A 21,454-nucleotide genomic window follows, 5' to 3' on the forward strand; every position below is an offset into this window, starting at 1 on the left:
GCCCCCGTAGCCTGGTCCGAAAGGGTGAGCGGTCGGGAGAGAGTGGGCACGGCGTGTCGATCGGGCTGATGATCGTTCTCGGTGTTCTCGGATTGATCGTGGTCGGGCTGTTGTTCGCCGCGTTGATCGGGGCGACGTTCGGGCGGCGGGCCCGGGCGGGCCGGCGGGCCGGTCGGTACACCTCGCGGCCCGGGAACTCGTCGAGCAATTGGTGAGGTCGGGTTGCGGGTCGACCCCCGGCCCCGCTTCGGGGCGGGCGGTGCCGGGAGCCGGTACCGCCCGTCCCGGCAGCGGGTCGACGGCAGGTCAGTAGTCGACGCGGTCGGGTTTGGCGAGCCATGCGTCGAAGGGGGCCGTACGGTTCGGCAGGTCGAGTTGTTCGACCCGGGTCGGCCACATCGACCTGGGCTTCTTCTCGAAGAGGTCGTGGAACTTGCGGTCGTCGAAGCCGGCCACCGCCGCGTCGTGCCGGTCGGCGGAGTAGACGATCCGGTCGACACGCGCCCACAGCGCGGAGGAAAGGCACATCGGACACGGCTCACACGAGGTGACCAGGACGCAGCCTTCCAGCGAGAAGGTGTCCAGTTGCCGGCAGGCGGCGCGCATCGCGCTCACCTCGGCGTGCGCCGTCGGATCCAGGGTCGCGGTGACCCGATTGTTGCCGATCGCGACGATCTCGCCGTCCTTGGCGAGCAGCGCGCCGAACGGACCGCCGCCCTTGGTCACGCTGTCGGTGGCCAGCCTGATCGCCTCGTCCATCCAGGCGCGTTCGAGGTTGTGGGTGCTTGATTCCTGGGCGTGCGCGGTCATCGTCACTCCTTTGTCGGGGGTGGTGGTGCGGTGGGTGGGGACGCGGGAGTTCAGCGCGGTTCGGTGCCGCAGATGTGCTCCGGTGCCACCGGGGTGTGGGTCAGGTTCAACCCCGTCGCGTGGCGGATCGCGTTGACGATCGCCGGGGTGGCGGAAATGGTGGGCGGTTCGCCGACACCACGCACGCCGTACGGCGAGTTCGGGTCGGCCCGTTCGATCACGTCCACCGTCATCGGCGGCATGTCCACGATGGTCGGGATCAGGTAGTCGGTGAACGACGGGTTGCGGATCCGGCCGTTCTCGACCCGGATCTCCTCCATCACGGCCAGACCGAGCCCCTGCGCGGAACCCCCGTGGATCTGCCCGACGACGGCGTCCGGGTTGATCGCCCTGCCGACGTCCTGCGCACAGTCCAACTGCACGACCTTGACCAGACCCAATTCGGTGTCCACGTCCACCACCGCGCGGTGCGCGGAGAAGGCGTGTTGCACGTGCACCCGCCGGCTCTGCCCGGTCACCGGGTCCATCGCGTACGTCTGCCGGTGGTGGTATTCCCTGGTCTCCTCGATCACGTCCTCGCCGAGCACGTCGACGAGATCGGCCAGGACACCGGTGACTTCGGAAACGACCTTGCCGCCGGCCAGCGACAGATCCGCGGGGTTCTCGCCGAACCGCCGGGCCACCCGGTCGAAGAGCACCTCGCGGACGGCCTCACACGCGTTCTTGACGGCGCCGCCGGTGATGTAGGTCTGCCGCGACGCCGAACTCGACCCCGCGTCACCGACGTCGGTGTCGTTCGGATGGATGTTCACCCGCTCCACGCCGAGTTCGCTGCGGGCGATCTGCTGCTGCACGGTGATCAGGCCCTGTCCGACCTCGGCCGCCGCCGTGTGCACCATCGCGATCGCATGGCCGCCGATGGCCTGCAACCGCACCCGCGCCGTGGAGTAGTCGTCGGCGCCTTCGGCGTAGGAGATGTTCTTGACGATCACGCTGTAGCCGACGCCCCGGACGATGCCTTCGCCGTGCGTGGTGTTGGCCGCACCACCGGGCAACTCCCGGATGTCCACCGGTTCGGTCCGCGTCTCGGGCGGCAGCGGGATGTTCCTGACCCGCTCCAGCAGTTCGGCGACCGGCGCCGGGTAGTCCAGCACCTGCCCGGTGGGCATCGCCGAGCCCTCGCCGACGGCGTTGAGCCGACGCAGTACCACCGGATCCATCCGCAACGCCTCGGCCAGCTTGTCCATCTGGGACTCGTAGGCGTACGCGGGCTGCACCGCGCCCAGGCCACGCATCGCGCCGCACGGCGGGTTGTTGGTGTACAGGCCCCAACCCTTGATGTCGACGTTGGGTACCTCGTACGGCCCGATGCCCAACGAGGTGGCGTTGCTGACCACGACGGGGGTCTTGGAGGCGTACGCGCCACCGTCGAAGTACATCCTGGCCTTGACGTAGACGAGCCTGCCGTCCTTGGTCGCGCCGTGCTCGTAGTACATCTTCGCCGGGTGCCGGTGCACGTGGCCGTAGAAGGATTCCTCCCGGTTGTAGACCATCTTCACCGGTCGGGCGGTGTGCAGCGCCAACATGCAGCAGTGGATCTGCATGGACAGGTCTTCGCGGCCACCGAAGGCGCCGCCGACCCCGGACATGGTCAAACGCACCTTCTCGACCGGGAGTCCGAGCGCTCGCGCGGTCTGTCGCTGGTCCACGTGCAGCCACTGGGTGGCGAGGAACAGGTCGACCCCGCCGTCCTCGCCCGGGACGGCCAAGCCGGATTCCGGCCCGAGGAACGCCTGGTCCTGCATGCCCATGGTGTACACGTCGGAGACCACGACGTCGGCCCGTGCATTCGGATCGCCGGTGACGATCGGCTGATAGCGCACCACGTTGCCCCCGGGATGCAGCTTGGGCAGCGTGTCGTCGTGCGCGGCCCGCTCCGGGTCGGTGATCGGCTCGAACACCTCGTATTCGACCACGATCTTCTCCAACGCGCGCCGGGCCGTCTCCGGGTGATCGGCGGCCACCAAGGCGACCGGCTCGCCCTGGTAACGCACGATGTCCCGAGCGAGGACCGGCGTATCGGCGACCTTGAGGCCGTAGATGTTCTCGCCGGGGACGTCCTCGTGGGTCAACACCGCGTATACGCCGGGGTGGGCGAGTGCGGGGCCGATGTCGGTGGAATCGATCCGCGCATAGGGGTGTGGGCTGCGCAGCGTCGCACCCCAGAGCATGTCCTGCGCCCACAGGTCCGAGGAATAGGCGTACTCCCCGCGTACCTTGAGCGTTCCGTCCGGCCGCAGCGGGCTGTCGCCGATCCCGCCGGTGATCAATTCGTCGAGGTCCTGCGGGGTGCGGGCGGGAGAGGTCTGTTCGGTCATCGGGAAGCCCCCACGGTCTGGATACTCGGCGGCCCGCACCCGGGCCGGGTGGGTTCGGGCCGAGTGGGCCGGGCCGCCGGGTGGGTTCGGACGGAGCGGATCGAATTCGTGCGTTTGACAGGTGATTTGCCGATGCTCCGCGGCTCGCGCGAAACAGCGCTCCTCGATGCGGTTTCCGGCTGATCGCGATGGGTCGGAAGCTGTGAGAAGTACACAGTCCATCCGGGGTGACCCGCCACGGGCGGAAGAAATGAAAGGCCACGCAGGCCCGGACCGGCTCTTCGTAGACTCCTACAAGCCCCGGGTCACCGTCGACCGGGTCACCCGCACCGGGGTTCGCCTACGGGGTCCAGCGGGCGCGGAGGGCGGTATCGGGGTCCGGGAGGACGGCGGAGAGCAGGGGTGCGGATTCGGCCGGGTCCAGGGACAGGGCCATGGCGGCGCGGGCGCCGGTGAGGGTTCGGGCCAGGTCCGGGTCTTCGCCGCGGGTGACGAGGGCGGCGAGGTGCCGGGTCCCGGTTTCCCAGACGAGCCGGAACAGGTCGTCCCCGGTGACGGAGGCGAGGACGCCGGCGACGTCCGGGGAGAGATCGGGCCGGACGAGCAGGCGTGCGCGCGGGGCGAGTCGGGCACGGATCGGGTCGAGGGTGGCGGTGGTGAGTCGGTGCCATCGGGAGGTGGAGGCGAGGTAGCCCTCTTCGAGGATCACCGCACCGCGCGCGGCGACGAGCGCTGCGGTCTCCGCCCAGAACCCGGCGTCGGCGACGCGTGGCGCGGGAGCGTCGAGGTCCGGTGCGTACGGTGAGCCCACCATGGCTTCGGGGAACAGCCCCAGTTCGCGGGTGTGGGCGAGCGCGCGTTCGCAGGGGTCCGTGCTGCCGACGTAGACGTACTGGTCGTAGCCGACATGGACGAAGAAGCGTCCCTCGTCCTCCAGTCGGCACCAGGCGCCGCTGTGGCGCAGCATGGCGCGAACCAGTTCCAGTGCGGTGGCCACGGGCACTCGGGCGCCGTCGTGGTAGCCGGTGAGGTCGGGTGGGAAGAGCCCGGCCAGGCCGTGGCCGGCGGCGGTCGCGGCCGGGCCGGACTCGACCGGACCGCCGACGCCCGGTTCCCGGATGGAGACTTCGGTGCTTCCGCTGTCCCGGGCGAAGGCGGCGACCGCGGACAGGTAGCCGGCTTCGACGGGGCCGCGGTCGCTCTCGGAGTGCTCGATGCCGGTGTAGCGACCGTACCCGTCGCGGTCGGCCGGGTCGTATTTGGTGACGCGGTAGGTGTACGGCAACACGTGGACTCCAGGTGGCGTCGGGCGAGGGGCCGCGGGGCCCGTCGGGCACGAGGGTAGGGGCCGCCGGGCGTGCCCTCGGCGCCGCGAGCCGGCGTGCCTGCCGCAAGTCGCCTTCGCGGCCTTGCCGATGCGTTCGAGCGGGTGCCTTGCCGCGCGCACGAATCGGGCTCGCCGGCGGGGGAACGGCGGTCCCGGACGGTGTTCGTCGATGCCCTCCTCCCGGTTCTGCGGGCCTGTGACCGGCGGTGGAACTCCTGGTGCCCCCCGGGCGGGGATGGGCCGTCCCGGGATACCTCCGGGGCCTGCGCGGGGCCGTTGTGCGCCGAGGCCGGGGAGCCTTCGGCGGCTCGGGCGCGAAGCTCTGTGTGGCGATCTGAAGGCTTGGATGGCCGGGTGGCGTGGAGGGGATTGACATCCGGGGTTCTGGAGGCTTGTAGCGGCAATTGGCCGGCTTGTATGCCGGCATACGGATCACTCGATCGGTATGATTGCGCTTGTTCTCGGATCGAGAATCGCGGCCCCGAAGGGGCCTTGTTCGGCATGCCTGCCCGCAGCCGATATCGCCCGACCACACCAACGCTCCCGTCACTCGACGGGAGTGCTGCTCGCAATGCCAGAAACGAGGGCTCCATGACCGATCCCGGCATCCTCTCCGTCGCCCCCGCGTCGCACGCCGACCGCACCGGCGGGGCGGGCGACCCCTACGACGCCGGTACGATCACCGTGCTGGACGGGCTGGACGCCGTTCGCAAACGGCCGAGCATGTACATCGGTTCGACCGGTGAGCGCGGCCTGCATCACCTGGTGCAGGAGATCGTCGACAACTCGGTCGACGAGGCTCTGGCCGGTTGCGCGGACCGGATCGACGTGACGCTCCTGCCCGACGGCGGCGTTCGGGTGGTGGACAACGGGCGCGGCATCCCCGTGGGCATGCACCCCCAGGCGAAGAAGTCCGGCGTCGAACTCGTGCTGACCGTGTTGCACGCGGGCGCCAAGTTCGACGGCGTGGGATACGCGGTCTCCGGCGGCCTGCACGGGGTCGGTCTGTCCGTCGTCAACGCCCTGTCCACCCGGCTGTCCGTGGAGATTCGCACGGACGGACATCGATGGAGCCAGGACTACCGCAACGGCGTGCCCGGCGCCGATCCCGCCCGCCACGAGGCCGTGACCGACACCGGCACGTCAGTCGCCTTCTGGGCCGATCCGGACATCTTCGAGACCGTCGAGTACTCCTTCGAAACCCTGGCCCACCGTCTTCAGCAGATGGCCTTCCTCAACCAGGGCCTGACCCTGACCCTGACCGACGAACGCGCCGGCACCCGACCGGCGACCGGCGCGGCCGACCACGACCAGGCCGGTGGGGAGCCGGGGGAGGACGGTGCGGCCCGGTCGGTCGAATACCGCTACCAGGGCGGCGTCGTCGACTTCGTGCGGCACCTCAACTCGCGCAAGGGCGATCCGGTACATCCCTCGGTGATCTCCCTCCGGACCGAGGATCCGGGGCAACTCCTCTCCGTGGACGTCGCGTTGCAATGGACCACCCGGTTCAGCGAGGGCGTGTACTCCTTCGCCAACGCCATTCACACGCACGGGGGAGGCACCCACGAGGAGGGCCTCCGTACCGCGGTGACCGGCGTGGTCAACCGCTATGCCCGCGAGCGCAGGCTGCTGAGGGACAAGGACGAGAACCTCTCCGGCGAGGACATCCGGGAGGGATTGACGGCGATCGTCTCGGTGAAGCTGGGCGAGCCGCAGTTCGAGGGCCAGACCAAGACCAGGTTGGGCAACACGCAGGCGCGGACGTTCGTGCACAAGGTCGTGCACGAGCACCTGTCCGACTGGTTCGACCGCAACCCGCTCGAAGCGGTGGACATCGTCCGCAAGGCGGTCAGCGCCCGGACCGCGCGGGTGGCGGCCCGCAAGGCACGCGATCTCACCCGTCGCAAGAGCATGTTGGAATCCACCGCGTTGCCGGGCAAGCTCGCCGACTGCCGGTCCACCGACCCGGCCGCCTGCGAGATCTTCATCGTCGAGGGCGATTCCGCCGGCGGCTCCGCCAAGTCCGGCCGCGACCCTCGGCACCAGGCGATCCTGCCCATCCGCGGCAAGATCCTGAACGTCGAGAAGGCGCGCATCGACAAGATCCTGCAGAACACCGAGATCCAGGCGCTCGTCTCGGCCTTCGGCACCGGGGTGCACACCGACTTCGACCTCGGCAAGCTCCGCTATCACAAGGTCATTTTGATGGCGGACGCCGACGTCGACGGCCAACACATCAACACCCTGTTGCTCACCTTCCTGTTCCGCTTCATGCGACCCCTGGTCGAAGCCGGGCACATCCACCTCTCCCGGCCCCCGCTCTACAAGATCAAGTGGAGCCGGGACGACACCCGGTACGCCTACAGCGACCGCGAGCGCGACAACCTCGTCGCACTCGGCGCACGCCAGGGCAAACGCCTGCGCGACGACACGATCCAACGCTTCAAGGGCCTCGGCGAGATGAACGCCGAGGAGCTGCGCGTCACCACCATGGACCCCGCGCACCGCGTCCTGGGCCAGGTCACGCTCGAGGACGCCGCCCGAGCCGACGGGCTGTTCTCCGTCCTGATGGGCGAAGACGTGGACGCACGGCGCCTGTTCATCCAACGCAACGCCCGGGACGTACGTTTCCTCGACATCTGAGTCCTCGGGAGCCGGCGCCCGAAGGGGCTCAGTCGAGGATCGCCGTGGCCTCGATCTCGACCAGGTGCTCGGGGACGTCCAGGGCGGCGACCCCCAGCAGGGTGCCCGGCGGTACCGGGGTGACGCCGAGCCGCGCGGCGGCCCGACCGGCGCCGGCCAGGAACAGGGGCAGCTTGCCGGGGGTCCAGTCGACGACGTAGACGGTCAGCTTCGCCACGTGGTCGAACGTGGCGCCGACCCCGGCCAGGGCGGTGGCGATGTTGAGGTAACACTGCTCCACCTGCGCCGCGAGGTCGCCGGCGCCGACGGTCACCCCGTCGGCGTCCCAGGCGACCTGTCCGGCGACGAAGACCAGCTTGGATCCGGTCGCGATCGACACCTGTCGGTACGCGTCGATCACCGGGAGTCCGACGGGGTTCACCAGGGTGACGGCCATGTTGCCTGCCTTCGTGTACGGAGGGTCCACGGGCGCGCCCGCGCAACGCCGGGACCCGCGACCGCTCTCTTGTGGTTACTGGTGAACTGTAGGAGAGTGAGCGCTGACCTGGAAGAACGCACTTTTCGGTGACTGAGGAACCTTATGGTGACCAAGCGCGGGGACTTGCCCCACGACGCGGACCTGCTACGCGCGGACTCGCTGGCGCGGGAGATCTTCTCGGACGTCGCCAACAAGTGGGCGCTCCTGATCATCGGCGCCCTCGACCAGGGCACGCTCCGTTTCGGGGAGCTGCGCAACGAGGTCGAGGGCATCAGCCACAAGATGCTCACCCAGAACCTGCGCATGATGGAACGCAACGGCCTGATCGAGCGCAAGGTGTATCCCGCGGTGCCGCCACGGGTCGAGTACACACTCACCGAATCGGGCCAAGCCCTGCGGGCCACGGTCGACGGCATGTGCGACTGGACCCAGCGCTACCTCGGTCACATCGAGGCAGCTCGCCGCAGCTTCGACGGGTGACGGGGGACGCCTCGCGGTGGCGGGGTGGGGCGGTGGTGAGCCGACTGTGGGCATCGATGATCCGTGCCCCGTCGTCGTCCCCCCGGGCGTTGTCGCCGGGGGGACTCGGTCGAACGGTCGGGTGTTACGCCTTGGGACCCTGTTGGATTCGGACCATGTTGCCGGAGGGGTCGCGGAAGGCGCAGTCGCGGGGGCCCCAGTTCTGGTCGATCGGCTCCTGCAGCACTTCGGCGCCGGACGCCCGTACACGTTCGAAGGTCGCGTCCACGTCGTCGGTGCTGAAGACGGTCATCGGCAGGACGCCCTTGGTGAGGAGTTCCTGGAGAGTGTCGCCGTCGGACTGGGAGCGGCCCGCGTGCGGCGCGGAGAGCACGATTTCCAGGCCGGGCTGGGTCGGGCTGCCGAGGGTGACCCAGCGGAACCCGTCGGAGGCGACGTCGTTGCGGACCTCCAGGCCGAGGCCGTCCCGGTAGAAGGGGAGTGCCTCGTCGGGGTCGTTGACGGTGATGTGGCAGTACTGGAGTGCGATGTTCATGCCGTCCACGTTAGGCGGCGGCGTCGGGGCCTGCTTCTCGAATCCTGATCGGATTTCTCGTCGGCCGGGTCTGTACCTTGGCCACACACGCGGGCATCGCGGCCGGGGCGTCGTGGTCCCGGTTGCGGTAGGCGCTGGGCGTCTCGCCGGTGATCTCGGTGAACCGCGAACTGAACGAGCCCAGCGAGGTACAGCCGACCGCCATGCACGCGTCGGTCACGCTCATTCCGCCACGCAACAACGCCATCGCCCGCTCGATCCGGCGGGTCATCAGGTAGCTGTACGGCGTCTCGCCGTAGGCCGCCCGGAAGCGTCGGGAGAAGTGCCCCGGGGACATCAACGCGCGGGCGGCCATCGTCGGCACGTCCAGCGGCCGGGCGTACTCGCGGTCGATCAGATCCCGCGCCCGGCGCAGGTGGGCGAGGTTGGCGAGTTCTTCCGGGGTCATGTCCCGACGCTAGCACTGCCCGCCGACGCGGCCGGGTGCGGCTCAGGGCTCCCGTGGGTTCGCCGCCGGGGGTGTCGGCGGTCCGATCGCGAGCAGTCTTCGGGCCAGGTCGTGGGCGTGCGTCGCGAGTTCGGGCGGGTCCAGGATCTCGAAGTCGTGTCCCAGCAGGAGCATGTGCACGAGGATGGCATCGAGGGAGGCGGCGCCGCTGCGGACCTCGCAGCGGCCGTCGCCTCGCGGGATCACCACGGCCGACGAGGCGGAGACGCGGGCACGGACCGCATCGGCCGACGCGTGGACCAGAACGCGGGCCCGATGTCGGTAGACCCGGCCGGTCACCCCCTCCTGGACGTACGCGGCCGCGTCCGGCGCCGGGCGCGGCCGGTAGCTCCAGGTGCGTGCGGCCACGTCGGTCATCCGGTCGATGCGGAAGCTGCGCCAGTCGTCGCGGTCGAGGTCGTAGGCGAGGAGGTACCAGCGCCGATCGGAGGCGACCAGGCGATAGGGCTCGACCCGTCGCCGGTGTACCTCGTTCCCGGACGGATAGTCGAAACCGGCCTCGACCTCGTCGCGACAGGCGCCGGCCAGGGTCATGAGCACCTGCGGATCGAGCGGGTCGGCGCCGCCGAAGGATTCCACCGAGGCGGAGAGCGCGCGCACCTCGTGTCGCAACCGGGTGGGCAACACGCGGTCGAGCTTGCTCAGGGCCCGCAGCGCGGCGTCGCCCGCGCCGGGGATCGCGCCGCCGGCGCCGGCGACGAGCGAGACCACGGTGGCGATCGCCTCCTCGTCGTCGAGGAGCAGCGGCGGCAGGTCCGTGCCGGGGCCGAGACGGTAGCCGCCGCCGACGCCGGGGCCGGCGTGCACCGGATAGCCCAGTGTGCGTAGTCGTTCGACGTCGCGCCGGACCGTGCGCGTGGTGACGGCGAGCCGGTCGGCGAGTTCGGGGCCGGTCCAGGCGCGGCGTTGTTGCAGCAGGCCGAGGAGGGTGAGGACGCGCTCCGTGGTGCCCCGCTCGTCGCCGTTCGCCGTGTCCATGCCGGCCACCCTGTCAGAGATCGCGGACCGAATCCGTCCGCATCGTCTGCCAGGGTGGTCGCACGGACTCGACAAGGTCCGCAGCCCCACCGCGAAACCACGGAGAACGGAGCACGACGATGAGCCGCCACGTGCAGATCACTTTCGACGCCCACGATCCTCGGGCCCTGTCGGTCTTTTGGCGCGACGTGCTCGGCTACGTCCACCCGGGGCCGCCCGGGGTCGACGTGCCCGAGGGCGTCGACCCGCTGTCCGCGTGGGACGAGTTCCTGGCGCGGATCGGGGTGCCGCAGGAGCAGTGGAACACGAGGTCGGCGATCGAGGACCCGGACGGGCAGGGCCCGCGGGTGTTCTTCCAGCAGGTACCGGAGGACAAGGTCGCCAAGAACCGCGTGCATCTGGACGTGCGCGCGGCTCCCGGCCTGGCGGGCGAGGAGCGGATGGCGGCGCTGGAGGTCGAGTGTGCCCGGCTCGTCGCGATGGGGGCGACGCGGGTGCGTCGCGACGAGCCGGCTCCGCCGATGAGCATGGGTTACATCGTGATGACCGACCCCGAGGGCAACGAGTTCTGCCTGGACTGACCCGGCCCCTGCCCCCCGGCCCCTGCCCCCCGGGCCGTGCCCCGCCGCTTGCGCGGCCGGGGCACGGTGTCAGGGCCCGGCCGGGTGTCGGCGCGGTCAGAGGGTGCCTGCGTCCGGCCGGTTCGACCAGTGTGTGTTGGGCGCCTCGGTGGGGCGGTATCCGTCGGCATCCCCGGTGTCGAGGACTTCGGCGATCGCGCGGAAGAAGGGGTGGTCGCCGGGCCGGTGGTCGTCCCACAGGTCCGTCGGCTGATGCCACTCGTCCAGCCGGAGGACCAGCGGGATGTCGGCCGGGATCCCGGCCCGTACCTCGCGGTCGTCGGCCAGGAGCAGTTCCCGGTGTTCCGGCACCAGGGACCGGAACACGTCTTCCAGCGGGGCCCCTTGCGCCGCATCCACCACCAGCGCGCGACCGCGGACGACGATCGGAACGCCGCCGCGGAACTGCTCCGCGTCGTCCCCGTCGCCCTCGACGTCGTCCATGTTGTCGACCCGATGGAGGAAGTCGTTCGTCGGGCCGATGTCGCCGTGGGTGAGGCAGTTCCCGAAGACATGGACCACGTCGATCAGGTTGCGGCCGCGGGGACTGTAGCCGAGCAGTTCGACGACCCAGGCCCACCTGTGCGGGTCCGCGAACAGGTGCATGCGGACGTCCACCGGATAGTGGTAGCCGTTGTCCAGGTCGGGGAACCTGCCGGTGTCGTAGGCGAGATCGAACTGGCCGAGGATCGAGGAGACGGTCTTCACGGCGCGTGATCGTACAAGCCGGGTCGGACGGGCCGGGCCGCGGTGTTCGAGTCGGCGGGCGTGGTCAGATGTCGGCGTCGACGGGCTCGCCGGCGGTGCGTCGGTCGATCGGGCTGCCGGTGACCGAGACCGGGATTCCGTGCGGCGCGGCGTGCGTGCGGAGGTCGCCGACCAGGTCTCGGACGGCTTCGAAGGCCAGGTAGGAGAGGACGTGGCGGCGGCGCGAGCCGTTGCGCATCGTGTAGCGCATCGTGACGTAGCACATGTTGTCGAAGTGCGGGCGGATCTCGATGGCCGCGATGTCCACCCAGGCCACCCGGCGGGTGCCGAACAGTCCCATCAGCGCCGGTCCCTGCGGTTTGATCACGAGCTTCTGCCGGAGGAAGTAGACGAACATGAGGACGAAGAGCACGACCGACGCGATGATCGCGTAGCGCACCCAACCGACGTCGACGAACGCCGGGACGACGCCCACGATCACCGGGACGAGTGGGATCAACATGTCCCAGCCCAACCGGGGTTGCCACAACACGCCGTCGGCCGTCACCGAGCGGTTGCCTCTGTTTCGACCCACCGGACCCCCGTTGCACACGTGCTCACCGACACCCTCACCCGGATGTCGCCGTTCGGGTCATCCTATGAAAACGGAATCACCGCCACCGCAGGGAAAAGCCTCGACTCGACCTCGGCTCACGAGGAGGACGGCTTGGGCGGATTCGCGGCGCGGGTGGCGCGGTCGCGGGCCAGCTCGGTGCGGTTGGCCACCCCGAGCTTGGCGTAGGCGTGTGCGAGGTGTGTCTTGACGGTGCCGCGTCCGATGAACAACTCGGCCGCGATCTGCGGGTTGCTGAGCCCGCGGACCGCCAGCTCGGCCACGGAGCGTTCGGCCGGGGTGAGAGCGGCCCAGCCCGTCACCGGCCGGGTGCCGCGGCGGTTGACCCGAAGTGCCCGCTCGGCGGCCTGGTCCAGGGTCAGTGCCCGGCCGCGAGCCAGTGCGGCGGCGACGGCGGGCCCGGTCGGCAGCGGCGATCGTGCGGCGAGGTAGCCGGTGTCCCGACGGGCTCGGTCCGCCGCGCCCAGGAGCAGGGCGGCTCGTTCGGGCGTGCCGGCCGCCGCCAGCGCCTCCAGGCTGTCGATGCAGCCGAGGACCAGGCCGTGCCGGAGCCGGATGTGCAGCGCGTCACGATGCAGGGCGGCGGCCGCCGTCGCATCCTCGGCGGCGATCAGGTGGGCCCGCTCCGCCAGCGCCACGGCCCGCAGTTGGGGCATCGCGGCCAGGGTCGGCGAGGACTCGGCCTGCTCCAGCCTGCGGCGAGCCGCCGGGGCGTCGCCGGTTCGGCGCAGGGCGGCCACGTGGGTGAGCAACAGGTCGGGGGTGAACGCGTGTTGCTCCCGTGCGCACCAGCGCAACGCGTCCGCGGCGGCGCCGCGCCACAGGGCCACCTGGGCGCGGGTCGCGGACCAGCCGGGGACGTAGGGGGCCGTCGACGCCTCGTCGATCACCCGCTGTAGCTCGTCCATGATCGCCTCGGCCTCGTCGAGTCGGCCGCGCAACGCGACGATGCGGGCCAGTCCCCAGGCGGCGGTGCCGATCCGGACGAAGTCGTGCAGTGGGGCGGCGGCGTCCCGGGCGCGGAGGGCGGTCTCCTCGGCCTCGGCGAGGTTTCCGGTGTGGGCCCGGCCGATGGCGAGGGCGGCCAGCGCCGTGCCGGCGATGCCTCGGTCGCCGCGGCGGAGCAGGGCGGTCGCGGACCGGTCGAGCCGGTCGAAGGCGGCGGCGTGGTTCTCGCCGAGCTGATCGATCAGGCCGACGAGTACGCCGGACGCGTCCCGGCCGAAGTCGTCGCCGACGGCCGCGGCTTCGTGATGGGTGCGCAGGGCGAGTTCACGCGCGGCGGCGAGGTCGGTGTGGAGCAGGCCGATCGCGACCAGTTGTTGGGCGAGCAGCGTGGTGCCCGGATCGTCGGTCCGGCGCCCGAGCGCCGCCGCTTGTTCGGCGGCGGCGAACGTCCGGGCGTCGGGCTGTACCACCTCGCCCACCAGGGCCAGGGACACCAGTACGCGAGCCTGGAGCGCGTCGTCGTCGCCCGGGTCGAGTGCGGCGGCCTGCCGGAGCAGGTGCAGGCCGGTTCGGTCGCCGGTGAGGTGCCACCACCAGGCCGCCGCGACGCACAACCGGCGGCCGAGGTCGGGGTCGCCGCCGGACAGGCACCACTGCGCCGCGGCGGGCAGATCGGCCCGGAATTCGCCGACCCGTTCCCGCCATCGGTCCTTGTCGTCGGCCGCCAGTGGCCGCAGGGCCCGGAGCAGGTCCAGGTGCGCCCGGGCGTGTCGGTGCCGGGCGCGGGTCTCCTCGCCGGCTTCACGCAGGCGGGCCAGGGCGTACTCGGCCACGACGGTCGGCATGCGGTGCCGGGCGCGTGGCCCGGAGACGTCGCAGACGACCAGGGACTTGTCGATCAGGCCGCGCAGGGCCTCCAGCACCGCGTCGGCGGCATGCTCCCGGTCGGCCAGCGCCCGGACCGCGTCGACGCCGAAGTGTTGGAACGGGGCGAGCCGGCGCAGCAACACCTGCTCGTCGCCGGTGAGCAGCCGATGGCTCCAGTCCATCGAGTCGGCCAGGGTGCGCTGTCGAAACGGGGCCGATCGTCGGCTGCCCGCGAGCAGTGGGCGCTCGACGTCGTCGCTCAGCATCGCCGCGATCTCGTGCAGCGAGAGGGTGCCGGCCCAGGAGGCCGTCAGTTCCAGGGCGAGCGGCAGCCGGTCCAAACGATCGCAGATCCGGCGCGCCGCGGCGCGGGCGTCGGGGTCGGTGGGGTCGGCGTCGGATCGGTCCAGGAACAGGTCGATCGCCTCGGTCAAGACCATCGGGGTCAGCCGCCAGACCCGCTCCCCGGTGATCCGCAGCGGTTCGCGACTGGTCGCCAGGACGGTGAGCCCGGGGCATCGCCGCAGTGCGACCTCGACGAATTCGGCTGCACCGGCGCGTACTTGCTCGCAGTTGTCGAGCACGATCAGCGCCGGGCCGGCCGCCAGGGCGGCGGCCACGGCGGCCGGATCCGAGCGTGGTACGGGCACGGCCAGCGCTTCGGCGACCCGCTGGGTGACCTGGTCGTCGTGGGATGTCTCGGACAGGTCCACCCACACGGCCGCGTCGGGCGAGACCCGCCGGGCGGCTCGGATCGCCAGCCGGGTCTTGCCGCAGCCGCCCGGGCCGGCCAGCGTGAGCAACCGGCTGCCGGTCAGCGCCTGGAGGATCGACTCCAGTTCGGTTGCCCGGCCGACGAAGGACGACAGGTCGGCCGGGAGGTGGATCACCATGGCGAGGAGTCTGCCATCCGGCCTGCGGACGGGCGGTCGCGCGGGGTGCGAAACGTCTGCCGGCGGGGGTGGGAAACCCATGCCATCGCAGGTGCGGAGGGTTGCCGTCCTCTGCCACCTCGGCGCACGAAAGATCTGCCACCTGGCAGATGTCCCGGTTCGGCTCGGCGGCCACGATGGAACCACACCGAGCGAGCAGCACGACGATCGAGAGGAACCACGATGAACGCGACGACGAGGCGACACGGGGCCGGGCGGACCGTGGTGGCGAACTTCACCATGTCGCTGGACGGTTATGTGACCGGCCCGGGCGGCGAGGCCGACATGGGCTGGATCGGGCCGCACGCGGTGAGCGAGCAGGCCCGGGAGATCCTGACCCGGATCGTCAACGGGGGCACCACGGCGGTGCTGGGCCGGAAGAACTACGAAGGGTTCGCGGGCTACTGGCCGGCGGTCGGTCGGGACGAGAACGCCGATCCGCGCGACCGGGCGTACGGACGGTGGCTCGACACGGTGGAGAAGGTGGTCTTCTCCACGACGCTGACCGAGGCGTCCTGGACCGGCGCCCGGATCGTCGGCGGCGACCCGGCGGAGGTGATCCGGGAGTTGCGCGGCCGAGACGGCGGGGACATCGTGATCCAGAACAGCATGAGCCTGATCCGCGCGCTGCTGGCCGCGGACGAGGTGGACCGGATCTGCGTGATGCTCTGCCCGGAACTCTCCGGCGGCGGGGTGCGGTTGTTCGACCGGGGCTTCCCGTCGACGTCGTGGAGCCTGACCAACGCCACGAGCACGGACACCGGGGCCCTGGTGCTGATCTACGACCGACTCCGGGAGACGGCGCCGAAGTCGGAATCGGCGGAGGAGGACTGACGGGCCGCCCCAGCGGTGCCGGCGCACACCACTCACGAGCGCAACTGCCACCACCAGGCTTCCTCGACCCAGGGGTATGCCGACTCGCCGTGCCGGTCGTAGGCAGTACGCCGGAGGAGCCGGGTGTCCAACGGCGCGACGACCCGCTCCAACTCCCGCCGGGCGCCGACGGGCAGGCAGCGCATCGCCTCCCCGAGGGTGTCGCGTCCGGCGAGCAGGTCGCAGCCGGCGCATGGGCACGGCGCGACGGGGAACGGCCCGGGTTTCGGGGCCCGTTGCTCCCGGTCGCGGGCCAGGGAGATCGCGCCGGGCCACAGGTGTTCCACGTCCACGATCGAGAGGCGGGCGGGGCCGTGGACGTGGCGTCGATATCGGTCGAGGGCGGTGCCCGTGGCGCCGAGCCACAGGCACCGCTCTTCCATGGTGCCAATGGCCGCTCGCGTGCGGGCCGAGACGCCGCGCACGCGGGGGAGGGGTACGCCTGCTTTGCCGGGCCGCCATCGCCGGACGCGGACGGCCCCGGGGCGTGGTGAGGGTGCCCAGGTGTTCGCTCAGGTGGTTGCGACCAGTAGTTCCTCGCCGCTCGATGTGCGAAGGCCGTCCGGGCGGTCGGTGAAGTAGCGGTCGTTGAGGTCGGCGGCCGATACGTGCCGGGCCTGCGGGAAGCCCGCTTCGCGGGCCAGCGCCAACATCTCCTCCGGGGCGAAGAAGCTGACGAACGGCGTCCCGGACTCCCGGGCACCCCGCACCGCGACCTCGAACCCGGCGCGCTTGTCCGGGTCGAGCAGTTGCGGCGGAAGCTGGAACGTCATGGCCAGCGTGGATCCCGGGGCAAGCTCCGCCAGTCGGCGCAGGGTGGCCTCGTTCGCCTCCCTGCTCAGGTACAACGCGACGCCCGTGGAGACCACCACCGCCGGCTGTTCGGCGTCGAACCCGGCGGCCGTCAGTCGATCCCACCACGACCCGCCCGCCTCGAAGTCGACCGGCACCAGCCGCAGCCAGTCCGGGACGCCGAAGCCGAGTTCGTCCAGCCGCCGGCGCTTCCAGACCTGGGGTTCGGGTCGGTCGACCTCGAACACCCGCAGGCGCGAGGCGATTTCCGGCCTGCGCTGGGCGAAGGTGTCCAGGCCGGCGCCGAGGATCACGTACTGGCCGACGCCGCGATCGGCCTGTTCGACCACAAGGTCCTCGATGAAGCGGGCCCGGGCCACGATCGCCGCCCGGAACCATTCGGTCAGGGTCGGGTCCATGTCCCCGCGCCGGAGCCAGTCCTCGCCGGGATCGGCCAGTCGCAGGCCGATCTCGTCCTCCAGGACGTACGGCGGCGCGTCGAGTCTGATGTGCAGGGCCCGCCACAGGGCCGTCCGTACCGCCGTGCTGTCCGGCGCCCCGGTTCGTTGGTCGGCCATCACGCACTCCCCCTTCGATGCTCGGCTGTTCGCGATCAGTGCTCGGCCGGGGCCTGAATGCTCCACAGGCGCCCGTCGGGGTCGCGGACGGTCATCTCCCTGGTCCCGTAGTGGGTGTCCGCGAAGGGCGTGACCACCTCGGTGCCGGCGGCGGGGGTGAACGCATCCGCGTCCGCCACCTTCAGGACGAGCCGCATCTCGGGCTCCTTGTCCCGAGGGACCTCGGCGATGAACACGTACGGGCCGTCGCCGTTGCGGAGTTGGCCGGAGTTGTGATCCGTGGAGAACTCCAGCTCGTAGCCCAGTCCCTGGAAGAACTTGGCCGCCTTCCCCCAGTTGTGCGTCTCCAGGAGCACGGCCTCGATGCCTTCGGTGGTCATGTCAACTCTCCTTCTCGGACGATGGCTCTCGTTCGCTCGGGGTGCCGTCGAGGTAGGCGCGCAGCGCGGTGGCGACCAGCGCCGACAACGACTGCTCCGTCTCGATGGCATGGTGCTTGACCTGCTTGATCAACCCGATCGGCAGATACACGTTGAACTGCTTCACATCCTCGTCGCCCACGGGTCGATGCTAGCAAACTAAAAACCTAGATACCAGAGCGGAAGCAGCCCGGGGCCTCGCCGTCATCCCCGCGATCGCCAACGAAGTGGCGCGTGCCTGCCGAGCGGGGCGCCGGGCTGCTCGTGCCGGCGTCCCGCTCGGAAAGCGAGGCCGTCAGTCGGCCGATTCCTGCTTGATGTAGTCGTCGTACTCCGCGGAGGTGAGCAGATTCGACATGTCGGCGCCCTTGTCGAGGGTGATCTCGATCATCCATCCCTCGTCGTAGGGATCGACGTTGACGTTCTCCGGGGACTCGTCGAGCTCCGCGTTGACGGCGGCGACCGTGCCGGTCAGCGGCATGTAGACCTCGGTCACCGCCTTGACGGACTCCACCGACCCGAACGGCTCACCCGCCTCGCGGCGGTCGCCCACCGGCGGCAGTTCCACGAAGACGACGTCGCCGAGTTGTTTCTGGGCGAAGTCGGTGATCCCGATCGCCACCCGCTCGACGCCGAGTGAACGCACCCACTCGTGGTCCTTGGTGTACTTGAGGTCTTCCGGGCTCATGCTGCGCCTCCGCGAGGTCGTGGCCGAGGTTCCCGCTCCACCGATCGGCAACCGTCGCCGAGCTTGCTACAAACACCCGAAGTTCGGTGGGATGTTCACCCGAACGTGGTGTCCGTCGGCACGTCGATCGCCACCGCCGCAGCGGCACGCGCGGCCACCCGCGCGCGTGCGGGTCCGAGCGCCGGGTGCCCGGCCGCCCAGCGCTCGGCGTCCGCCAACGCCGCGTCGGCGGCGGCGAAGTCGCCCGCGGCGGCCGAGCAGATCGCGATCAGGCACTCGCACTCGGCCCGCGTCCAGCGGCTGCGACACACTGCGGGGCTCCGCCGCCATCGATAAGCCTGGGCTGCCGCGTCGTCCACCCGTCCCTCGTGCAGATTCAAGGCGAACTCGGCCACACAGCCTCTGCTTCGGTGCGCCCGCGTGCTGCTTGCCACGGCGGGACGCAGCGCGGGCACCACTGAGGCCGCGTCGGCCCTGCCCAGGACCAGCAACATCGCGGCATATTCCGTGCCGCGATGCGCCACTCGGCGCCCCAACGGGTCGTCGTGCGGATGCGTCCGCAGCCACTGCCGGACCACCTCGACGGCCTCCGGACCGAGACCCCGGGCGAAGAGCACCATGGACACGGACTGCACTTCGAGTACTCGTCCCACGGGGGTGTCGGGAAAGCCCTGTGCCTGCGCCCGCGCCCGCTCGATATCGCCGCGACGCACGGCGCGCGTCACGCGCCTGCTCCGCGCCATGGCGGCCCGATCCGCCCTGGCGAGCAGCAACGGCAGCCCCGAGCGGGCCCGTTGCCGGATTGCCAGTCCTTGCAGGGCCAGGCAGGTCAGGACGACCGCCGCCGCGAACCCCCACGGTCCGCGGAACACCAGAAACGAGACGGCGAAACAGGCGACCGTCGAGAGCGGCGGAATCGCCCGGAGCAGGATGTGCACGAAGGGAGTATGCAACCCGCCCGACCTGTGGGAACAGGCCGCCCCCCGTTGTCGGGTCTGGTGCGTGGTTTCGTCGTGTCGGTGGGCGATTTGTGGTGTCGGGGATGGGGCAGGGGAGTGGCATGGCCTTGTTCAAGCGAAGGACCGCCGGTCGAGCCGGTGAGTGGTACTACTGCCTGAAGCACGGGACGGTCGAGGAAGGCCCCGAGTGCCGGGCCGCCGATCGGCTCGGGCCCTATGAGAGCCGGGAGGAAGCCGGTCACGCGCTGGAGACGGTGCGCGAGCGTGACGCGCAATGGCGGGAGGATCCCCGCTGGAACGACGACGGGGGAGCGGACCGGTAGGGTCCGGGACTCGGGTGTCGGGGGCGGGAATTCGGTCGCCGGGGTGGGCGGGGCGCTGCTAGCTTGCGGGCGTGGATCTCTTCTCGCGTTCGTGGACGGCGTTGCGCGCGGCGGTTGCCGAGCTCGGCGACGAGGACTTCGTCCGGCCGTCCGGTTGTGCCGGCTGGCTCGTCCGGGACCTGGTGTGCCACCTGGTCATCGACGCGCAGGATGTACTCATCACCCTGGTGACGCCGGTCGACGAGGAACCGACCCGCGACGCGGTGACCTATTGGGCGGTGTCCCGGACGCCGCCGACCGGCGAAGACCCGTTGGACGCGTTGATCGTGCGACTGGCCGCCGCGTACCGGGAGCCGGGGCTGCTCAAGTTCCACCTGGACGACGTCGGTTCCGCCGCCGGCCGTGCCGCCGACCTGGTCGACCGGGGCCTGCGGGTGGGTACACAGGACCAGGTCCTCACCGCCGGCGACTACCTCGACGCGTATGTCCTGGAATGGACGATGCACCACCTCGACCTGATCGCGCACCTGCCGGATGCCGCCGAACCCCCTGCGGAGGGACTGGCCCGCACGCGCGCGATGGTGGAGAAGATCGCCGGGATCGCGTTCCCCGCATCCTTCTCCGACCGGGACGCGCTGCTGATCGGCACCGGACGGCGGGCCGCAACCGCTGCGGAGCGGGCCGAACTGGGCGCATCGGCCGCCGAACTCCCGCTCTTCCTGGGCTGATCGCCCGGGCCGACGGGACCGAGTGCGGGGCGGTCAGGGGAGCAGGGTGAACGCCGCCGTCGCGCGGACCTCGCCGTTGACGACGATCTCCAACTCGCGGGCGCCGGGTGGTTCGGTGCGGGTGGTCACCGGGCGGAACGAGTGGGAGCGGGCGAGGGTGAACGTGTCCCCGGCGCCTTGCGCGACCCGCTCGGCCAGGTGGAACACGCGGCGGGAACCGTCCCGGCGGACCGCGTACTTCAGCAGCAGCGGCCCGGGTCCGTCGGCGCGGACGACGACGGTGAACGGGATGCGGTCGCCGGTCGCGACGGTGTCCGCGACCGTGAGCGATGCGACGGTGCCGCTCCCGTGGGTCGCACCGACGAGGCCGAGCGCCTCGGGATGCCCCGCCCGCAGGAGACCGCGTGCGGCGTGGCGCACGACGCGGTCGGTGTGCTCGCCGCCCTCGGCGTGCCAACGGCGCAACACCGCCAGCGCCGTGTCCGGATGGTCCTTGGCGATGTCGTTGACGTGGTTGGCGACCGAACGACGCACGTATTCGCTCGGGTCGTCGCGCAGCCGCTCCAGGATGGGCAGTGTCGGGCCGGGGGACATGAGCCCGCGCACCCGGACGCCCCAGGGCAGGCGCGGGCGGGTGCCCTCGGACGCGAGGCGGCGCAGGTGTTCGTCGGCGTCGTCGGCCCAGTCCAGGACGATCTTCAGCGCGGCGTCCGGGTAGCGGTCGAGATAGGGACGCACCGCGAACTCGGCGGTGGCGAAAGGGGTGATCACGGCGAGCGTGGACATCGCCTCGTCGAGGTGCTCGATGCCCTGGACGGCGACGTAGTCGGTGGCGGGCCAGCCGCTCCACATGTCCAGGCGGGCATGCCCGGTCGCCTCCCGCAACACCCCGGCGGCCTGCGGAAAGGGCAGGTCGAGGGTCGTGTGCAGGACCCGAGCCACGTGGCCGACGCGGGCCTTGAGCTCCAATCCGTCCAGTCCGGCGAGCGCGTCGGCGACGAAGCGGTCGCGGGGGAAGCCGCCGTGGGCGGCGACGACCCCGTCGGCCAGGGCGGCGACGGAGGCCGCGTTGATCATGTCCTTGAGCGGTTGCGCCATGCGCCCAACGGTGCCAGACCGCACCGACATCGGCGGCTCCGGGCATATTTCCCGACGGATCGATGCACGGCGTGGGCGTCACCCGACGGCGGCCGTCCCGGTGCCGTCGACGGGAATGTCATATGTTTCCCGATATCGCCCCGATGCCCGTGCCGTACGTGCCAGACTCCG

Annotated in this window: 24 protein-coding genes; 7 read left to right on the forward strand and 17 right to left on the reverse strand. The window is 70.9% G+C overall.

Going from position 1 to position 21,454, the window contains the following annotated elements; genetic code table 11:
• Positions 1-68: 68 nt before the first annotated feature.
• A complete protein-coding gene (locus tag ACH4U8_RS11630) occupies positions 69-215 on the forward strand; it encodes a hypothetical protein (RefSeq protein ID WP_360306570.1) in 147 nt (48 codons plus the stop codon).
• A 91-nt stretch (positions 216-306) separates the two neighbouring features.
• On the opposite strand, the gene ACH4U8_RS11635 is transcribed toward ACH4U8_RS11630, so the two are convergent.
• From ACH4U8_RS11635 to ACH4U8_RS11645, 3 genes are all read right to left on the reverse strand, one after another.
• A complete protein-coding gene (locus tag ACH4U8_RS11635; protein WP_395777183.1) occupies positions 307-810 on the reverse strand; it encodes a nucleoside deaminase in 504 nt (167 codons plus the stop codon).
• A 50-nt stretch (positions 811-860) separates the two neighbouring features.
• The gene (pucD, locus tag ACH4U8_RS11640) at positions 861-3,188 is read right to left on the reverse strand and encodes a xanthine dehydrogenase subunit D (protein ID WP_395777185.1); all 2,328 of its coding nucleotides are present in this window, start codon (positions 3,186-3,188) and stop codon (positions 861-863) included.
• Positions 3,189-3,528: 340 nt separating this feature from the next.
• Positions 3,529-4,476, reverse strand: coding sequence for an RNA-binding protein (locus tag ACH4U8_RS11645; RefSeq protein ID WP_395777187.1), 948 nt, complete (start codon positions 4,474-4,476; stop codon positions 3,529-3,531).
• A gap of 630 nt (positions 4,477-5,106) precedes the next feature.
• Between ACH4U8_RS11645 and gyrB the strand changes: the two genes are divergently transcribed.
• Entirely contained in the window at positions 5,107-7,158 is a 2,052-nt protein-coding gene (gyrB, locus tag ACH4U8_RS11650; protein WP_395777189.1) for a DNA topoisomerase (ATP-hydrolyzing) subunit B, read from the forward strand.
• Positions 7,159-7,186: 28 nt separating this feature from the next.
• On the opposite strand, the gene ACH4U8_RS11655 is transcribed toward gyrB, so the two are convergent.
• Complete coding sequence (locus ACH4U8_RS11655; RefSeq protein WP_395777191.1) at positions 7,187-7,594, reverse strand: RidA family protein; 408 nt, start codon at positions 7,592-7,594, stop codon at positions 7,187-7,189.
• A gap of 144 nt (positions 7,595-7,738) precedes the next feature.
• Here ACH4U8_RS11655 and ACH4U8_RS11660 point away from each other — a divergent pair, with 144 nt between their 5' ends.
• A complete protein-coding gene (locus tag ACH4U8_RS11660) occupies positions 7,739-8,116 on the forward strand; it encodes a winged helix-turn-helix transcriptional regulator (RefSeq protein ID WP_395777193.1) in 378 nt (125 codons plus the stop codon).
• Between the two features lie 124 nt (positions 8,117-8,240).
• Here the strand turns inward: ACH4U8_RS11660 and ACH4U8_RS11665 are convergent, their stop codons facing one another.
• The 3 genes from ACH4U8_RS11665 to ACH4U8_RS11675 are packed head-to-tail and all read right to left on the reverse strand — an operon-like array spanning position 8,241 to position 10,137.
• Positions 8,241-8,651 (reverse strand): VOC family protein, encoded by a 411-nt coding sequence (locus tag ACH4U8_RS11665; protein WP_360306591.1) that lies wholly within the window; start codon positions 8,649-8,651, stop codon positions 8,241-8,243.
• 10 nt (positions 8,652-8,661) lie between these two features.
• Entirely contained in the window at positions 8,662-9,099 is a 438-nt protein-coding gene (locus ACH4U8_RS11670; RefSeq protein ID WP_360306594.1) for a helix-turn-helix transcriptional regulator, read from the reverse strand.
• 42 nt (positions 9,100-9,141) lie between these two features.
• Positions 9,142-10,137 (reverse strand): helix-turn-helix transcriptional regulator, encoded by a 996-nt coding sequence (locus tag ACH4U8_RS11675; RefSeq protein ID WP_395777195.1) that lies wholly within the window; start codon positions 10,135-10,137, stop codon positions 9,142-9,144.
• Between the two features lie 119 nt (positions 10,138-10,256).
• Here ACH4U8_RS11675 and ACH4U8_RS11680 point away from each other — a divergent pair, with 119 nt between their 5' ends.
• A complete protein-coding gene (locus ACH4U8_RS11680; protein ID WP_395777196.1) occupies positions 10,257-10,718 on the forward strand; it encodes a VOC family protein in 462 nt (153 codons plus the stop codon).
• A gap of 96 nt (positions 10,719-10,814) precedes the next feature.
• Here ACH4U8_RS11680 and ACH4U8_RS11685 read toward each other — a convergent pair whose 3' ends face one another.
• From ACH4U8_RS11685 to ACH4U8_RS11695, 3 genes are all read right to left on the reverse strand, one after another.
• Positions 10,815-11,465 carry a DUF7003 family protein gene (locus ACH4U8_RS11685; protein ID WP_395777198.1) on the reverse strand — a complete coding sequence of 217 codons (651 nt, stop codon included), beginning with the start codon at positions 11,463-11,465 and terminating at the stop codon, positions 10,815-10,817.
• A 64-nt stretch (positions 11,466-11,529) separates the two neighbouring features.
• Positions 11,530-12,039 (reverse strand): hypothetical protein, encoded by a 510-nt coding sequence (locus ACH4U8_RS11690; protein WP_395777200.1) that lies wholly within the window; start codon positions 12,037-12,039, stop codon positions 11,530-11,532.
• 116 nt (positions 12,040-12,155) lie between these two features.
• Complete coding sequence (locus ACH4U8_RS11695; RefSeq protein WP_395777202.1) at positions 12,156-14,786, reverse strand: LuxR C-terminal-related transcriptional regulator; 2,631 nt, start codon at positions 14,784-14,786, stop codon at positions 12,156-12,158.
• A 222-nt stretch (positions 14,787-15,008) separates the two neighbouring features.
• Here ACH4U8_RS11695 and ACH4U8_RS11700 point away from each other — a divergent pair, with 222 nt between their 5' ends.
• Positions 15,009-15,659: a dihydrofolate reductase family protein gene (locus ACH4U8_RS11700; RefSeq protein WP_395777204.1), complete on the forward strand. Its 651-nt coding sequence runs from the start codon at positions 15,009-15,011 to the stop codon at positions 15,657-15,659.
• 32 nt (positions 15,660-15,691) lie between these two features.
• Here ACH4U8_RS11700 and ACH4U8_RS11705 read toward each other — a convergent pair whose 3' ends face one another.
• From ACH4U8_RS11705 to ACH4U8_RS11730, 6 genes are all read right to left on the reverse strand, one after another.
• Positions 15,692-16,081, reverse strand: a complete 390-nt coding sequence (locus tag ACH4U8_RS11705; protein WP_395777206.1) for a hypothetical protein — start codon at positions 16,079-16,081, stop codon at positions 15,692-15,694.
• Positions 16,082-16,210: 129 nt separating this feature from the next.
• Positions 16,211-17,068, reverse strand: coding sequence for a class I SAM-dependent methyltransferase (locus tag ACH4U8_RS11710; RefSeq protein ID WP_395777208.1), 858 nt, complete (start codon positions 17,066-17,068; stop codon positions 16,211-16,213).
• A gap of 35 nt (positions 17,069-17,103) precedes the next feature.
• On the reverse strand, positions 17,104-17,448 hold the full coding sequence (locus ACH4U8_RS11715) for a VOC family protein (RefSeq protein ID WP_360306618.1): 345 nt from the start codon (positions 17,446-17,448) through the stop codon (positions 17,104-17,106).
• Between the two features lies 1 nt (position 17,449).
• Positions 17,450-17,629, reverse strand: a complete 180-nt coding sequence (locus ACH4U8_RS11720; RefSeq protein WP_395777210.1) for a CopG family transcriptional regulator — start codon at positions 17,627-17,629, stop codon at positions 17,450-17,452.
• A 153-nt stretch (positions 17,630-17,782) separates the two neighbouring features.
• Positions 17,783-18,175, reverse strand: a complete 393-nt coding sequence (gene gcvH, locus ACH4U8_RS11725) for a glycine cleavage system protein GcvH (RefSeq protein ID WP_395777211.1) — start codon at positions 18,173-18,175, stop codon at positions 17,783-17,785.
• 95 nt (positions 18,176-18,270) lie between these two features.
• A complete protein-coding gene (locus tag ACH4U8_RS11730) occupies positions 18,271-19,113 on the reverse strand; it encodes a hypothetical protein (protein WP_395777213.1) in 843 nt (280 codons plus the stop codon).
• Between the two features lie 122 nt (positions 19,114-19,235).
• Here ACH4U8_RS11730 and ACH4U8_RS11735 point away from each other — a divergent pair, with 122 nt between their 5' ends.
• Both ACH4U8_RS11735 and ACH4U8_RS11740 read left to right on the forward strand, forming a co-directional pair.
• On the forward strand, positions 19,236-19,457 hold the full coding sequence (locus tag ACH4U8_RS11735) for a hypothetical protein (protein WP_395777214.1): 222 nt from the start codon (positions 19,236-19,238) through the stop codon (positions 19,455-19,457).
• 71 nt (positions 19,458-19,528) lie between these two features.
• Complete coding sequence (locus tag ACH4U8_RS11740; RefSeq protein WP_395777216.1) at positions 19,529-20,185, forward strand: maleylpyruvate isomerase N-terminal domain-containing protein; 657 nt, start codon at positions 19,529-19,531, stop codon at positions 20,183-20,185.
• Positions 20,186-20,218: 33 nt separating this feature from the next.
• Here the strand turns inward: ACH4U8_RS11740 and ACH4U8_RS11745 are convergent, their stop codons facing one another.
• A complete protein-coding gene (locus tag ACH4U8_RS11745) occupies positions 20,219-21,283 on the reverse strand; it encodes a hypothetical protein (RefSeq protein WP_395777217.1) in 1,065 nt (354 codons plus the stop codon).
• Positions 21,284-21,454 lie beyond the last annotated feature (171 nt).

Source organism: Embleya sp. NPDC020886, assembly GCF_044333915.1.
Classification (GTDB): domain Bacteria; phylum Actinomycetota; class Actinomycetes; order Streptomycetales; family Streptomycetaceae; genus Embleya.